Genomic DNA, 15,777 nt, shown 5'->3' on the forward strand with positions numbered 1-15,777 from the left:
CCTCCCCTTGAAAAACAGGTCATCCAAGAAAGACAAGGATAACCTGTTCTCACCTACCTTATTTATTTACGAGCCGTTTCCAGCGCTTTGTTCATGTCTTTAACGAAATCCCCAGCAGATTGTCCGGCAAGCAGCTTTTGCGTATTATCTTCCACGGCCGTCTTGAACTTCGCGTTCTCATATCCCCAAGCAAACGTCGTCATGGTTTTGAAATTAACCGAGTCATCCGCATATTGCTGTTGAATCGGTGAGAGTCCCTTTACCGGGGTGACTTTTTCGGCCAGAATCGAGTTCGGATCGGACAGCAGGATCACGCGCTGCTTCGCAAATTCAAGGGAGAACAGTGCCGCATACTTCACGGCCACGTCTTTGTTTTTCGAGTTTTTGGAGACTGCGAAACCTTGGTTGAAGCCGCCGCCGCTTAAGTTCCACTTCACTTGATCCACTTTATCCGCATCGGCCAGCGGAGTGTACAGAATGCCAACCTTATCTCCCATGAGCGAGTCCAGGTTGCTCATCGACCATGCGCCGTTCATGTACATGGCTGCTTTGCCGGAGCTGAACTGAGCCGCAGCATCGTCAGCTGTCGTGTTGAATGCGTTTTTGGAGATAAGCCCTGCCTTGGTTAGCTCTTCTAATTTTTGAGCGCCCTTCACGTAAGCTTCATCGGAGAATGTGCCTTCTCCGTTATCGAGCTTTTTCAAACCACCCGGTTCGGATCCTACGACCGCCATGTCAAGCAGCAGCACAGCCGGCCATTTTTCTTTGGCAAACACCTCAAGCGGCGTGATCTTCTTCGCATTGAAGGCTTTGACGGCTTCTAAAAATTCATCGTAGTTCGCCGGGACCTTCACGTTATTTTGACTGAACAATTCTTTGTTGTAATAAATGAGCCCTGCCCACTGTCCAACATTCGGTACCGCATAGGAATGTCCGTCCTTGTTCCACATCATCGGCTTTGCGCTTTCATTCAGTTTATCTTCAAGATTATTTTCCTTGATTACGTCGTCCATCGTTGCCAGGTTGTCTGATTTCTTAAGCGTCTCGATCAAACCGCTGGATGCGTAGAAAATATCCGGCAAGCTGCCTGCTGCAGCATACGTTTTAATCTTTTGCTCATCGTCCTGAGCGGAGACCTCGAAGTCCACACTCACTTCAGGCATGACCTTCTTCATCGCTTCTGCGGCCGCATCATACACAGCCTTATCGGGATCGCTGTACTGCGCGTAAAATTTCAGCTTCACGGATTCCGCCGCTGGCGCAGAGCCGCCCGTATCCGTCTTGCTGTCTGCCCCTGCATCGCCAGAGGCTCCTTTATCGCTTGATCCGCATGCGGAAAGTGCGAGCACAAGCATGGAAAGTACCAACAACAACGAAGCTGGTTTTTTAACATTGAATTTCATCGATTATCCCCCTTTTTATGTGTTCGATATGATTTCATTCTAGTGAAAACGCTATCTTACCAACAATGGAGGAATCGGAACTGATTTGTATATTTCGACATTTTTATCTCGTGACCTCATATTCGCTCGGTGATAAACCGGTATGTTTTTTGAATGTTTTACTAAAATGTCCAAGGTCGCTATACCCGACCATCTCCGCAATACTCGACAGACGCAGGTTCTGGCCGGAGCTTAGCAGCTCCTTCGCCCTCTTCATCCTTGTCTCCACGATGTAATCGCTGACGCTCATGCCCAAGCCCTCCTTGAATATCTTCAGGAGATAACGGGGCTGGATCAGGAATTGGCGCGAAATATCTTCGACTTTCAGCTGGCTGTCCGCATAATGCGTATCGATATGTTCTCTAGCCAGGGTCAGGATTTTGTTCGACTTGGAACGTTTGACGCCCTTTGAATGCTCCAGGACCTTCATGTATAACCCGTTCATCCATTCGAAGGCAGCCGCAAGCGACGGCTTGTTCGTGATGTCTTCAAACGGCGAGAAGCCAGCCGGGAAAATATCGCTCACATGCTTGCCGATTTCATGCACATAGGTCAGGCACAACGACACCAGTCCGGCCAAAATCATATGGATGTAGTCGCCGGAAAGCTGGTTGGTCTGAATATACTGGCGAATGGCGTCCAGCGTTTCCTTGATCCGGTCCTCGTCGCGGAGTCTCAGGTGAATGAGCAGGTTTTCGTTCATCTCGCTTGGGTAAAAACCGATGTTTGCAGCCCGTGCGACCATTTCCTCGTACTTCAGGACATGCGCCGTATTCATGGAAATCCGGTTGCGAAGCGCGATCACAGACTCCTTGTAGGACTGGCGGATTGAGACGATGCCGCTGCCTACGCTGCCCAAGCCTGCCGTCACGCTGAAACCGAAGTGCTTGCTCGTCAGAAAGCATAATCGGTCGAGCCCTTCCGTCGTCATGCTCGAGCATTGTTCTTCGGTATCGTATTGCAGCAGCAGGATGATGCGATTCTCCGGCCCGTTGAAAATATACTGCTTTCCCTGGGTTTGAATCAGATCCCCCAGCAGGCTGGAAACGGTGGATTTGCGAAGACGGACCTCCGCAGGGTTGAGCAGCTCTTCATGAAGACCGTCCATTTCAATCGATGCCACCTGAAACAGGGTTTGTTCCTTGTCCATGTCGGACAGATGAAGCCGATTCCAGTCGAGTCCGCTCTCCTCTGTGCCGTCATTGCTGATCAGCAGGTTCAAGAAGCCTTCTTTTAACGCCATCCGTTCCTTCTCGGATTTGCTTCGTTCCGACTGCAGCTTCTCGAGTGAGCTCTTGACTTTGGCGAGGGCCACGAGCAGCTCTTCTTCGTCAAATGGCTTCAGGATGTAATCGTCCACCCCGATCTTCACCGCCTTGCGCGCGTATTCGAATTCGCTGTGGCCGGTGACGAGCAGAACAAACGTGGAAGGGTAGCTTTCCTTCACCTTGGCCGCAAGCTCCATGCCGTCCATGTAGGGCATATTGATGTCCACGATGGCGATATCCGGCTGCGTCTCTTCGACCAGCTTCAGCGCCTCGATTCCGTTCTTCGCTTCGCCGCACAGCTCAAATCCATGGGCGTTCCAATCAATGACGCATTGCAAGTAAGCCCGGAACCGGGTCTCGTCATCGGCAAAAATCACTTTATACATCGGCTTGTTCTCCTCTCGATAGCGGAATTCTGACTGTGATGTCGGCTCCCTCGCCCCGGTTGCTGTGGATGCGGATGCCGTACCGGTCTCCGAAATACAGCCGGATGCGCTCATCCACGCTTTTCAGTCCGAAGGTTTCGCTGCTTTCATGACCCTTCTTGAACCATTCCAGCTGTTCGGGCAAAAATCCGACGCCGTCATCTTGTACGACCAGCTCCATCGTCTCATCCTGCTTGCGTCCCTCAATGGTAATGTGACCAAAGCTCCCCTTTTCCTTCAGGCCGTGATAGATCGAATTCTCCACCAGCGGCTGCAGGGTCAGCTTCGGAATCGAATAGTTCAGAGTTCGGCGGGAACGTTGATCCGGAAATCGAACAGATCGGAATAACGAGCGCTTTGAATATACAAATAGCTCTGGAGATTCTGTAATTCCTCGCGGACGGTAATGATCTCTTTGCCGTTGCTGAGCGCAACCCGGTAGAAGTCCGCCAGCGCCTTGGTCGCTTTTCCCGCTTCTTCGTTCTCCCCCGTTTTGCACAGGACATAGATCAAATCCAGCGTGTTGTAGAAAAAATGCGGCTTGATCTGCTCCTGGATGAGCGCCAGCTCATACTCCCGCTTCTGCTGCTGCTCTTCCCTCACCTTCACGATCAGATCATTGACCCTGCCCAGCATCATGTTCAGCCCAGCGCCGAGCATGCCGACCTCGTCCCGGCTTCTCACTTCCACGGGGCGGTCGATGTTCTCATCCCGGATGCGGTTCATATGCTTGGCAAGCGACATGATCGGAGCCGCGATGACGCCGGAGAGAATGATGGCGCCGAGCAGCGCCAACAGCAGGCAGAGGCTGCCGACGAGTAGAATAATGCGGGATACCTTGGCCGTCTCCCGGGTCAAATCGGCCAGGGAGATTTCATCGACGAGCTTCCAGTCGGCATGGCTGAACGGCATCGCCGTCAGCAGCATTTCTCGCCGTCCTCCTTGCGAATCTCTTGGAAAACGGTATCGTCCGACATGATTTCCCGCTTCCGGTTGGATTCCAGCGGCTTTAAGAGGCGGCCTTCATCCCCTGCTGAAATCACGATGCCGCGCGAATCCACGATGTAATATCCGGACGTCTGCACGGGACCCACCGGATTATATATACTTGAAAGCGTTTTCTCATTAATGTTGACGAACAGGTAACCAAGCGTCTCCATGGTCTCCGTATCCAGTATTTTTTTGCCGACGGTCAGCACCGCCTTGCCTTGGTCCAGCACCCAGAAGCTGCGCTTCTGCATCGGAAACCAGAGCATTATGCCGTTGCTGCGCTCGACGGTTTTGTACATATCACTTGCAAGCCCCGTCTCGCTGCCCGCCGTCAGCTTGACATCCGTGGTATAGACATTTTGGTTGCGGTCCACGAATACCGCCGACTCCACGTCATGAAAGATCAGCTGGGCAAAATCCAGCTTGTTCTCGATCTGGTTGCGCAGCACATGGTCGTCGCTGATCGGCAGCTCTCCGTCATGCTTCGCAGCAAGCTCCAGCGTCTTCAGCTTCACCTCTTTATTCAGGTCGAGCATGGCGATGTTGGCAAAGCTTTCGGCATTGACGAGAAGGGTATCGATCCGCGTCGTAATGAGCCGCGACTCGTCCAGCATGTTTTTTCTCGTTTTGCTGACGATCGAATTCGTATTGGTGTTATAAGAAAAGAGTCCCAGCAGTAATAGCGGGATCACGATCAGCGGCAGATATACGAAAATGATTTTATTCTGAATCCTCTGGTTACGGAACCACCTGAATTTTCCGTTCTGCATCCTGTCCATTCATCCTCCGATTCTATCGTTTCATGTAAGGGCTTCAATAATGGTATGCTTGAATCTACCAAGCGTCAAGTATCGACATCCCATCCTGCTTTTTGCTATATTCCCTATATAAAATATGTATAATAGTGCAAGCTTTTCTAGCGGATGAAGCTCCTATTCAACTTAAAAAAGCAGCCTGCGGATAAATCAGCAGGCTGCTTCTCTTTTAACGGTTACGGTTTGCGTTCATCCTTCTGTACATGAGCATCGCTCCCCCAAGCACGATCAGGCCAAAGCCTACGAGCTGGAGCGGAAGATGGCTGTCTTCGCCGGTTTTCGGCAGCATGTCCCCGGAAGCAGGATCAGGCTTCATGCCTTCTCCGGAGCCGTCCGGCGCATTGCCGTCGCCGCTGCCTGGCTGGCCTCCATTGCCGGCATCCGGAGCGCCGGAGCCGTTTGAACCCGGAGCGGATCCATCGTTAGGTTCACCAGGTTGAGCACTGCCTCCAGGCTCAGCTGGCGTTACAGGCGTGCCCCCGTTTTCAGGTACACCTGGCGTTCCAGGTTCGACCACGATTCCCGGTACGCTCGGCGTTTCCGGGTTCGGCTGAGGAGTCGCCGGAGGCTGCGGATCCGTTGTCGGCGGCGTCACAGGACCCGGCCCGGTGGATGGTCCGCTTGGACCTCCTGGAGTCGATGCTCTGTTGTTCGTTTTATCGACCGATACCGGTTCCGTTTGTTCATTCGTAATTTCAAATGCTACCGGCTTGTTGTCCAGCTGATAACCCGGCGGCGCCTGAATTTCAACAAGTTGATATTTATGAGGCGCCAAGTTCTCTAAGTATAGTTCACCGTTTACGTCGGTCGTTAACTTCGCTTTATCGATACCTGGAACCACGTTGTATACATAGTTCCCGGCTTGGTCGAAGATGTTCGTTTCTTCTCTTAATTCGAACACAGCCCCTTGAAGCGTTTGGCTTTTATTCGAATTGTATTTTGTCAGTTTGACCGAACGATCATTCTTTTTGTTCTCGATCGTCACCAGCGTATTCGATTGCTTAATCTGCACCGGAGTTTCAGCCTGTTCAATAACGTAATCCGCGGCGGCTTTGGTTTCCACCAATGTATATTCGCCATAAGGCAAGTTATCAAGCTCGATTACGCCCTGGCTGTCCGTCGTTTTCGTGCCTTTAAGATTCTTCGAAGCGTCGTAAAGCTCAAATTCTACACCTTCTAGGAGAACCGAAGGATCTTTCGCATCTACTTTGGTAATGGTGAGCTTACCATCCGCCCCCCGTGCATTCGTTTGGTTCAAATGTAATATTTGCGTTTGGTTGGCATCAATGGTGACCGTGATCGGCTTCGTATCTAGGACGTAGTAATCGGGTGCCGTGATTTCAACCAATTCATACGTTCCGGGATCCAAGTCGCCTTTGGCAATCTTTCCATCCACATCTGTCGTTAATGTATCACCGACCTCCTGCGTACCGGCCTTTCTCAATTCAAACACGGCACCTTGCAGCTTATGCGTCGAATCTGCCGCATCGGATTTGATTAATTCGAACCCGTGACGCAGTATTTTGTTCACGATCGTAAAGGATTCTCTCGGGTCTTTGAATAAGATCTGTTTTCCTGTCTCACCCGTATAATCAGGATCCATCAGATAACCTGAAGGTACGGATACTTCTTTTAATTTGTAAGGCAATCCTGTCGTTTTGTTATTGTATCTATAATCTCGGGTCGTAACGGCTTCCCCGTGCGCATCGGTTTCAAGGGTTTCGAGCAGAGTCTTTCCGGAGCCGTTATACAGTTCGAACTTCACTCCTGCTAGAGGTTGGTTCAAATCATCCACTTTGACAATTTTGATCTTCCCGCTGCCTGTCGATGCTCCGCCGCCCGCTCCGGCTAAAGAGACGAGTATACCTTCCTGATTCCCTTGCCCGATTACGGAAGAGGATTTGCCTGCGAATTCTGCTTTATTGGTTATCCTTGCACCGCTGTCTGCATTAATAAACGACTGGTATTCCAGGATATAGGCCGTATTCAGTGCCTTCTTGAATGTGATCTTAAAGGTGTTTCCTGTCACGTCCAGATCATAATCACCTGATCTCAGATTGATGGCTGGACCATCTTTTTTGGATACATCACCGGAATTATCCGCCGTCCGACTCTGGTCTTGGATTCCCAAATGATCGTTGATTTGCCGATACGTCCATTTTTCCTCTACGTGCAAACGGATTGCCTCCATCTTGAGTTCCTCAGAGTACGTCTTAAACTTTTGACCTTTTATAGCCATAAAAAATACACCCCCTAGAATTCATCGGTTAAACCAAGGGGTTTTTCCAATGTCTATTCTAAGGGGTGCACTTCACTTCGGAACCGCGTGGTTTTTAATGTATAATCTTGCCTTTGATAATCAGCCGGTGCGTCGGATTGACCATCGGATGGCAGGTCACGAGCGTAATCTCCTCGTCCTTGCCGTCGCTTTCGAGTACCCATACGTCCTCAGGTTTTACGATCAGCTTTTCGGTAACGGTATACTCAAAGCGCCGCTCTCCGGTATCCACTTCGATTGTGTCTCCGGTTTGCAGTTCATCCAGCCGGTTGAAATTTCTGCCGAACGTCCGGTTCCGGTGCCCGGCGATGGCGTAATTTCCGATTTCTCCGGCTGTACCCGTATGTTCGATGCTGGCCAAGGCCGTTTTCATGTTTTGCTTCGTGGCTCCATGCAGGATCGGCAGCTTCAGACCGATTTTATCGATCTCGAGCATGCCCTCCACCTGTCCTTCCGTACGCGAAGCCGCTGCGGCCAGAGGCTTGACATTCGGTTGGGTCGATGCTCCCTTCACCGCGTCTTTGGGCTCCGTGCCCTCCTCAGGGCTTTCCACGTTTCGAAAGCTGCTTTCCCACGTCTTCGCCAATCTTTGCTGCTGCGCATTTTCCCTCAGCTCCGTAACCTTCGGATAGCATAACAGAACGATACCCGTGATGATGAGCATCAGCGCTCCGATTTTGAATTTCATCGCGTTCCCTCCTCTCCTGCGCTAAGAACCGAGTGAGTTCTCCCTTTCCCATCCCCAATACCACTCTGCAAGCTCCTTGCCGGGCGTCATGCCGTACTCCTGCAGCAGTACATCCTCCAGCAGCCGAAACAGCCTTCTGACCTCCCCGGGATGGCGAAGGATAGCATAGACTTTCATCATTCCCGCATAGCCGTCTTCCACGTACGGAAGCTTCTCCATCATCCTTTGGTACAAACCGGTCGCTTCCCCGTACTGCCCGAGCCCGACATGACACGCCGCCACGTTCTTGGCATGGTCGAGCCACAGCAAACGCATGCGTTCCTGTTCGGGTTCCACCCACGCATACCGATGCTCTTCCAGAAAATCTCCCGTGTACATTTCCATAATGGACAAATGCTGCTCGAGCGTCTCGGGCGTTACCGGAGGGGCATCACGAAGGCTGCTTTCCCATGTATCGGCATCCAGCGCGACGGTTCCCCACTCCAGACGGTAGCCTTCATCCTGATACTTGATCTTGATATCCAGTTCATAGGTTTTGATCATCCTGCGGATTTGATAGATGGCCGTATGCAGTTGGGTCGTGGCCTTTTTAATTTCGTATTCCGGCCATAACAGGTCCATCAGCGCCTGTTTGCTTACCGTCTTGTCGCGGTAGTATAGGAGATAGGCGAATAATTCAGGAGCCTTCAGCGTTTTCCATGGAAAAGAATGCACCTCCCGGTGCTCGTCTATAAAATGCAAACTGCGAAGACAGCAGAGCGTTACCGAACGAACCGGCGCGCCGGCTGCGGAACCGGACACTCTGTTCATAGTCACGGCCAATCGCGATGCATGCACGGGTTTGAGCAAATAATCCAGCGCGTTGATCTCGAACGCCTTTATGGCAAAGTCCTGGTAGGCGGTGACGAAAACGATCTGCATAGAAGGGTCCAGCTCCAAGAGGCGCTCCGCCAGCACGAACCCGCTCATTTCAGGCATTTCAATATCGAGAAAGGCAAGATCGGGCGCCAGCTCCCCTGCCGCTTCCAATGCGGACGCCGGACTCTGGAAGGATCCCAGGATGTCCACCTCGGCGTCGAACCCGTCACGCGTCTGCAAAAGCCTTTCCATTTTCCGCAAAGCCAGATGTTCATCATCGACAAGGATTATCTTCAAATTCTATCTCTCCCCCTGGATCGTAGCGGAGCCGCTACTTATCTGTCCTTATTTTAGCAACAAATAGCCTCTAGGGGTACAAGCTCCGACCAATTACCTTGCAGATTAACCTGTCGTGTTCATCTCCGTATTCAGGGAACAATGCTTCCAATCATCCATGACCATGTATCCCCGGCGGACCAATGCAAAAATCGTATTCGTCGTGCAGCACCATTCCAGGTCCGAAGCATCCTCCCCGAACGGTATGGCCTCCGCGTAAGTCCAATATCCGCCCTGCTTCCAGCGTACGAGCCTACCGCCATGCTTTTGAGCCTGCTCCAGCGCTTCCTCCTGCTTTTCCGATAAATCCATTGCATCTTCACCACACAGTTTTATAGTTCAAGTCTATTGTTCAAGACCGTACTTCAGGCGAGCCGCCCGGGGCAGCCTTCCATTATTCTTCCGATTCTCCGTCGTATCCTATTAAAGCACGGCGCTCTGAATATTTTCTGAACATCAACTTGTTTTCTCCCAGTAAAAAAGAGGGCTTCCGCCCTCTTCTCCGTTATTTTGCTTCCCTATTCAATTCCGGCATTTCTGGATTAACGAATCCACCACCTGAGTCGCGATCGGATGAATGCCGTATCCGTTCTTCAGCTTCCATGTCGTTAATATCAGGCTGCCTTGCTCGCTCTTCTGCACGAGCAGCGAGCCGCCCGCCTGCCCGATCCAGCCTTGGAAATATCCCGAGACGATTTCGCTTGTCTCCGTGACGCCTTCATTGCCGAACATATAGACGACTCGGCCGATCGTGCCGCCCAATTTGTTATAATTGCTGAATGGCACAATATAGTCCGGATAGAGCCCTTCCATTTCCCAGCCCATCTCATGATGAAGAGGAATGCCTTTAAAATAATCCGGGTCCACATAATTGAAGGAAGATGTTCGGTCCCAGCTTTCACCCCGTATCAACTCCCGGAACGTAAACTGACCCTTTTCCGACAGCTGGTCTCCGTCCTCCGCCAAAAACACGACATGGCCTCCACTGCGGTAGTATTCGAGCACATGCTCGTCAAGGACCGAAGTAATGACCGCTTCCGCCTGCTGCAGCTCATCGATCATGATCATCCCGCCGGCTGCAAGCCCTGAGCGGAATATTTCGTCCATCCGGTAAGCACAGACATGCACACCCAGAGCTGCAGGCCGAGGTGAAATCGTCAGTTCCTCCTCATTCACTGCTGCTATTTGATGATCCAGTACCACAGTGAGCTTCAGGGTGAAGAACCCGGACTCAGGTACCTCCGGCACAGTAAAGCAAATCACCCCGCGTTTAGCCATAAAGCTGCGGCTTCCCTCCAGCAGAGGAACGCTCCCGGACAAACCCGTACCGGGGATCTCCCATTTCACTTCACCGTTCAGGATACGCTGATCATGATTGGAAATGAGAATATCCCATGCTTGGCTTTCCCCGCACCACAGATTACGGTTGACGCCATCTGCCATGACCACGAGACTGCCGTTGAAATCTGCTGCGTGATCCATGCCCAGCTTCAGATTTCTCGTGTAATCCATCCAGCCGTTAGTCTCCCACTCGATGTCAGTAAATTCGGTCACGACATATCCGTTGATTTGCGGCCGTTTCCGCATTTCCTCGATCAGCGATTTGACTGCACGATACATTCTGCGCTGGGAATACAGCGACAGGTTCTCCAAATTTCCGAATATCCGCTGCAGCTGATACTTCTCAAAATTCACATAGGCCGTCAGCGGCTTCTTGAAGTCTTCCCGGTGGGTATCATCGCCAAGATTAGCAAACCATGATGGTTCTCCTTTATAAAATTCAAGCAGCTTCTCAACGCTCGGCAGCCCCCATACCCCAAACTCAGAAATAATGATCGGCTCACCATTGGGTGCATAACCCTGCACGTAATTCTGTTCCGGATTACCTGCCATATAGTCATCCAGATCGGATTTCCATTCTTCAATCTGCTCCGGGACAACAAAATAGCGGTGATAATCGTTGATATCCGTCTTCACGTGAATCCAGCCGGAATTGTCACAGATAAGCCTCGTCGGGTCCAGTGACTTGATTTCCTGATACATTGCCTTTACATACTCCTGCTTGGCCGTGTCATTCGCCAGATCCCACTCCAGTCCCCATTCCTCGTTGTACAAGGACCAGATAAGTATGGAAGGGTGGTTGAAATCCCTATCAATCATCGCGCGCAGCTCATCGCTGAAACGCCGTCTGCTCTGCTCCGACCATTTCACCACATTCGGCGGTTCCGCCCAGATCAGCATGCCCATCCGATCCGCCCAGTACAGATAGCGGGGAACCTCCACCTTAATATGCTTACGAAGGAGGTTGAAGCCCATATCCTTGGCGTTCTGGATTTCATTGCGGATCCAGACATCCGATGGCGCGGTATAGATCGTATCCGGGTAAAAGGCCTGATCAAGCGCTCCGCGCATAAACAGTGGCTGATGATTGAGCAGCAGCTGCCCATCGGCAAACTCTATTTTTCTCATGCCGAAATAGGTGTTGAACTCATCCATAACCCTGCCTTCGGCATCCTTAAGCTGCACCTTCAGGTCATAAAGATGAGGGGCCTGCGGCGACCAGAGCTGAGCATCTGGAATCGATATTTCATGCCTGATCGCACCACTCACCACGGCTGCGCCGGATTCCGTAACAAGCGGCCTCGGATTAAGATGGCCCGTTACCGCAAAGGTCAACACGGCATCCGGTCTGATCTCTCCCACAAGTGACAGCTGTGTCACCGCGAGCCCGCGGTCGATGTCCGGAACGATATGCACCTGCTGAATGAAGCAGTTCGGACGGGTCTCCAGCATAACCTCCTGCCAAATCCCGCTGATCCGGGTATACCAGCTGCCCTGCTTGCCGATTGGAATTTCCGCATTATCCTGCGGATCGAACACGCTGACGGTCAGACGGTTGATTTCCCCTTGTCTAACGCTTGCGGAAACATCAAATTCAAATGGCGTAAACCCGCCTTCATGCTCACCGATAAACTCGCCGTTCAGCCAAACTCTGGCCTGAAAATCAACAGCGCCAAAACACAGGAACGCCTTCTGACCGGGAGGAAGCAAAAACGCCTCGAACTCCTTTTCATACCAAGCCGTCCCGCAGTAATGCACATACTCCTCTTCGCGCTGCCAAATATGGGGTACCTCCACCGGCCGGGATTCTGTCAAGCTTCTATCGTACCAGCTCTCGCGCTCCCCCTGCTCCTTGCGGTCAATTCTGAATTGCCATGTTCCGTTTAAACTCAGTTGTTCTCTCATGGTTCTCCTCCACTATTTGATGCCAGTCATTGAAATGCCCTTAATAATATGCTTTTGAAAAAACAGGAACACCAGCAGGGCCGGAATACTCGCCAGCACATTCGATGCCATCGGCACAGCCAAATCCGTCGCAAAAATACTTTGGAACGTCGGAATTCCGACCGGCAGCGTCATCATGGCTGTATCCTGCGCCACCAGCATCGGCCACAGCAGGTTGTTCCAGGATTGGATAAAAATAAAGATGCTGACGGCAGCCATCGAGCTGCTGGACAGCGGAAAGATGATCCGCGCCCAAATTCTGAAGACGCCGGCTCCATCCATTTTGGCGGCCTCCAGCAGCTCATTCGGCAGCTGATCGATAAACTGCTTCAGGATTAAGAAGGCCAGCGGGAGCATCATTCCCGGCCAGATGAGTGCGTTGTAGCTGTTACCCCATCCCATATCCGTCACCATCTGGAACAGCGGAACGACTATGGATTCCACCGGCACCATCATACCGGCAAGAATAAGCGCAAATATGAATGTTTTTCCTTTAAAAGGGATCCTGGATACGGCAAAAGCGGCCCAAGAGCTTAGCAGGACAGTAATCGCTGTCTGAATAACGCCAACAATGACGCTGTTCAGCGTCCATCTCCACATCATGGCTGTCCCGTCCGGCTTCAGCACCTTCGCAAAGCTTTCCAGGGTAAATGGCGGACCAAACAGCTTGCCAAGCACGGTTACCGTGGAGCCCGGCTGCTTAAAGGCGGATATGAGCATCCACAGCAAAGGAGCGATCATGATCACGGCCAGCAAATATCCGAAAATATATGCCCACACTTTGGGATCCGTCCAACGTTTCATAGAAGTCATGCTGTTCTCACCTCTTCCTTAACTTTTGCTCATCAGCAGTTTGTATTGAATCAAAGAAATCAGGGCAATGATCAGGAACAGTACGAAGGATACGGCGGCCGCATATCCGGTATCCCACTGCTTGAATGCGATTTGATAGATATAATGAACGAGCGGCGTCGTGGATGTCCCCGGTCCGCCTTTCGTAATAAGCCAGGTTTGGCCAAACAGCTTAAAGGAAGAGATGGTCTGGAGAATGACCACCAGCGCAGTAACCCCCTTCAAGGAAGGCATGGTAATAAATCGGAATTTTGCCAAGGCGCCCGCTCCGTCAATGTCTGCCGCTTCGTACAGGTCATCCGGAATTTCCTGAAGGCCTGCCAGGAATAGGATCATATTGAAGCCGGCCGTCCACCACAGCGTGGCAATCAGAATGGAGAGCCATCCCATCCCCCAGCTGCCGAAGAAGGAGATGCCCATGGTAATGCCCATCGAGCCCAGCGTCTCTGCGATAAATCCGGTTCTGGACTGCAAAATGAATACCCAAATGCTTCCGATTACGGAAACGGACAGCATATAGGGCATGAAAAAAGCGGTGCGAAGAAAGGTTGTTCCCTTGAGCTTCATATTGACGATAAGCGCCAGCGCAAGGCCCAAAACGACAATGGATGGCGTGGAGATGAGAATAAAATACAAGGTGTTCCAAAGCGAGCTCCAGAACTTGTCGTCGGACATCATGTAGCTGTAATTTTCGAGGCCAGCAAACGTTTTTTCCCCACCCATATTTCCCTTGGACAGGCTTGTTATAAATCCTTTGATAATCGGATAAATCCAAAACCATAAATAGATCACCATAAAAGGGGCCAAGAAAGCCAAGGCGGCCAGGTAATTTTTATAGGCATGGCTTCTGTGCTGCTTCACTCCATCTCACTCCTTTAAAAAAACATCTATCGAAGTACTCCCGCAGTAGACGGATATACTCACTTATCTCTTTTAAATAAAGATGATGCGGTGTCGGCATGTTTCTCCTCCCCCGCATCACTTCCATTGACTGATTATCTGCTCATTAATTTGTCTGCTTTGTCTTGAGCTTCTTTCAAACCTTCATCAATGGTTTTTTGTCCATAGTTGATCTGTACAAGGGATTCCAGAACAGCATCGTTCACTGCGCTGAGCTTCGGTGTATCCGGCATGTACTTAACGATCTTCATGACATCCGCATATCCGGAACGGTATGGAAGTGCCTTGTATTCTTCGGACTCAACGACGGATGGTTTGGATGGTACATGGCCTGCTTTGGCCCACATTGCACCATGCTCGGCGAGCCAGTTCGCGAATTTCACGGCTGCGATCTCTTTATCGCGGTCGCTCTGCTTCGGTACGATCAGCGTATGGGAGTCGCCCCATGCAGCAGGCTGGTCAAACAGCTGAGGGAAAGCGACGGCTGCAAAATCAAGCGATTTTTCCTTCTCGAAGTTGCCCGTTGCCCATACGCCGGTAAAAGTAACGGCTGCTTTCGAGGTTTTGAAAATATCGTAGCTGTTGTCTCCGATATCCGGAAGCATAAGGCCTTTATCCAGCCAAGACTTCAGCAGCTCCATCGCTTTCTTGCCTTCAGGCGTATCGATCGTCGGTTGACCATCCTTGAAGTATGTACCGCCCTGCTGCTGAACGAGCGCATACCAAATCCAGTACGTAAACACATTGTTGCTTCCGATAATCATCGGTGATACGTCACCAGGCAGCTTGGCTTTCAAGGTCTCCAGCATTTTGGTGAAACCTTCGACGCCCGGATCCATCTTGATGGTTCCATCGGCGTTCAGAAGTCCGGCATCTCCAAGAAACTTCTTGTTGTAATACATCACGACAGCGTGGGTATCCAGAGGTACCGCATAATGCTTGCCATCACGGATGATCGCTTCCTCCTGGTTCTTACCGAATGTTGACCAATCGAGTCCGGCATCCTTTGCCAAATCATCAAGCGGTTCGATCATTCCGGTAGGAGTCAGCTCCGCCAAGTGGGATACGTGGGCAACCGCCACATCCGGAGCCGCTTTGGCCTGCAGTGAGGACAGAAGCTTCGGATAATAGTTATCCCAGTTGTTGTTCATGAATTTGACATTAATTTCGCTTTGGGATTTGTTGAAGGTATTCACCATATCCTCCATAAACTCACCATCCGAACCGCTGAATGGCACCCAGTAATTGAGCTCAATCGTTTTACCGCTGCTTGATTTCCCCTCTGAATTCGAAGCGTTTTCATTACTTGGCTTGGAATCTCCTGATTTGGAGCATCCAGCCAATACCAGACTAAGAATCATGAGGACGCTTACAAGTTGATGCATCGTCTTTTTCATCGTTAATCCCCCTAAGTAAGTACTGAAGTTTTCAACTGCAAAAACAATATAACACTAATACATGTTTTATTTCAATATTTTTTGTAATAAAAAATAAAATGAATTTATATAGCAAATAAAACCTTTGTTATACAAGGGTTTATCAGGGTTTACAAGTAAATATAATTGCTCTATGTAATAGTGTAACAAAAAAAAGACATGACCTTTTTAGAGGTTCATGTCCTTCTAACAACCGCACGCGAT

General features: G+C 50.8%; 13 protein-coding genes. All 13 read right to left on the bottom strand.

The genetic code is table 11. The features are described 5' to 3' along the window. Positions 1-62 precede the first annotated feature (62 nt). Positions 63-1,403 carry an ABC transporter substrate-binding protein gene (locus tag E6W40_RS26805; protein WP_136608644.1) on the bottom strand — a complete coding sequence of 447 codons (1,341 nt, stop codon included), beginning with the start codon at positions 1,401-1,403 and terminating at the stop codon, positions 63-65. Positions 1,404-1,506: 103 nt separating this feature from the next. Further along, a complete protein-coding gene (locus tag E6W40_RS26810; protein ID WP_168929068.1) occupies positions 1,507-3,096 on the bottom strand; it encodes a response regulator transcription factor in 1,590 nt (529 codons plus the stop codon). Continuing rightward, positions 3,089-3,400, bottom strand: a complete 312-nt coding sequence (locus tag E6W40_RS29655; RefSeq protein ID WP_168929069.1) for a sensor histidine kinase — start codon at positions 3,398-3,400, stop codon at positions 3,089-3,091. The genes E6W40_RS26810 and E6W40_RS29655 overlap by 8 nt, the downstream gene beginning before the upstream one ends. Before the next feature lie 35 nt (positions 3,401-3,435). Beyond that, positions 3,436-4,062 (bottom strand): sensor histidine kinase, encoded by a 627-nt coding sequence (locus tag E6W40_RS26820; RefSeq protein ID WP_136608647.1) that lies wholly within the window; start codon positions 4,060-4,062, stop codon positions 3,436-3,438. After that, on the bottom strand, positions 4,053-4,895 hold the full coding sequence (locus E6W40_RS26825; RefSeq protein WP_168929070.1) for a cache domain-containing protein: 843 nt from the start codon (positions 4,893-4,895) through the stop codon (positions 4,053-4,055). The genes E6W40_RS26820 and E6W40_RS26825 overlap by 10 nt, the downstream gene beginning before the upstream one ends. Positions 4,896-5,109: 214 nt before the next feature. Beyond that, the gene (locus tag E6W40_RS26830) at positions 5,110-7,179 is read right to left on the bottom strand and encodes an LPXTG cell wall anchor domain-containing protein (RefSeq protein WP_136608649.1); all 2,070 of its coding nucleotides are present in this window, start codon (positions 7,177-7,179) and stop codon (positions 5,110-5,112) included. Between the two features lie 94 nt (positions 7,180-7,273). Further along, the gene (locus E6W40_RS26835) at positions 7,274-7,906 is read right to left on the bottom strand and encodes a class D sortase (protein ID WP_136608650.1); all 633 of its coding nucleotides are present in this window, start codon (positions 7,904-7,906) and stop codon (positions 7,274-7,276) included. 21 nt (positions 7,907-7,927) lie between these two features. Then, positions 7,928-9,061, bottom strand: coding sequence for a response regulator (locus E6W40_RS26840; protein WP_136608651.1), 1,134 nt, complete (start codon positions 9,059-9,061; stop codon positions 7,928-7,930). Between the two features lie 105 nt (positions 9,062-9,166). Next, entirely contained in the window at positions 9,167-9,412 is a 246-nt protein-coding gene (locus E6W40_RS26845) for a hypothetical protein (RefSeq protein WP_136608652.1), read from the bottom strand. A 210-nt stretch (positions 9,413-9,622) separates the two neighbouring features. After that, entirely contained in the window at positions 9,623-12,346 is a 2,724-nt protein-coding gene (locus tag E6W40_RS26850; RefSeq protein ID WP_136608653.1) for a glycoside hydrolase family 2 protein, read from the bottom strand. Between the two features lie 12 nt (positions 12,347-12,358). Continuing rightward, positions 12,359-13,198 (bottom strand): carbohydrate ABC transporter permease, encoded by an 840-nt coding sequence (locus E6W40_RS26855; RefSeq protein ID WP_136608654.1) that lies wholly within the window; start codon positions 13,196-13,198, stop codon positions 12,359-12,361. 18 nt (positions 13,199-13,216) lie between these two features. Then, complete coding sequence (locus tag E6W40_RS26860; protein ID WP_246073211.1) at positions 13,217-14,098, bottom strand: carbohydrate ABC transporter permease; 882 nt, start codon at positions 14,096-14,098, stop codon at positions 13,217-13,219. 134 nt (positions 14,099-14,232) lie between these two features. After that, positions 14,233-15,534, bottom strand: a complete 1,302-nt coding sequence (locus E6W40_RS26865; protein WP_136608655.1) for an ABC transporter substrate-binding protein — start codon at positions 15,532-15,534, stop codon at positions 14,233-14,235. Between the last annotated feature and the right edge of the window lie 243 nt (positions 15,535-15,777).

The sequence above is a fragment of the Paenibacillus dokdonensis genome (assembly GCF_004916975.1).
GTDB lineage: Bacteria > Bacillota > Bacilli > Paenibacillales > Paenibacillaceae > Paenibacillus_AQ > Paenibacillus_AQ dokdonensis.

What these genes read in the sequence shown, in the direction of transcription:
- E6W40_RS26850 (WP_136608653.1), bottom strand. Translation starts at nt 12,346, where the DNA reads ATGAGAGAACAACTGAGTTTAAACGGAACATGGCAATTCAGAATTGAC.
- E6W40_RS26865 (WP_136608655.1), bottom strand. Translation starts at nt 15,534, where the DNA reads ATGAAAAAGACGATGCATCAACTTGTAAGCGTCCTCATGATTCTTAGT.
- E6W40_RS26835 (WP_136608650.1), bottom strand. Translation starts at nt 7,906, where the DNA reads ATGAAATTCAAAATCGGAGCGCTGATGCTCATCATCACGGGTATCGTT.
- E6W40_RS26845 (WP_136608652.1), bottom strand. Translation starts at nt 9,412, where the DNA reads ATGGATTTATCGGAAAAGCAGGAGGAAGCGCTGGAGCAGGCTCAAAAG.
- E6W40_RS26855 (WP_136608654.1), bottom strand. Translation starts at nt 13,198, where the DNA reads ATGACTTCTATGAAACGTTGGACGGATCCCAAAGTGTGGGCATATATT.
- E6W40_RS26805 (WP_136608644.1), bottom strand. Translation starts at nt 1,403, where the DNA reads ATGAAATTCAATGTTAAAAAACCAGCTTCGTTGTTGTTGGTACTTTCC.
- E6W40_RS26825 (WP_168929070.1), bottom strand. Translation starts at nt 4,895, where the DNA reads ATGCAGAACGGAAAATTCAGGTGGTTCCGTAACCAGAGGATTCAGAAT.
- E6W40_RS26810 (WP_168929068.1), bottom strand. Translation starts at nt 3,096, where the DNA reads ATGTATAAAGTGATTTTTGCCGATGACGAGACCCGGTTCCGGGCTTAC.
- E6W40_RS26830 (WP_136608649.1), bottom strand. Translation starts at nt 7,179, where the DNA reads ATGGCTATAAAAGGTCAAAAGTTTAAGACGTACTCTGAGGAACTCAAG.
- E6W40_RS26820 (WP_136608647.1), bottom strand. Translation starts at nt 4,062, where the DNA reads ATGCTGCTGACGGCGATGCCGTTCAGCCATGCCGACTGGAAGCTCGTC.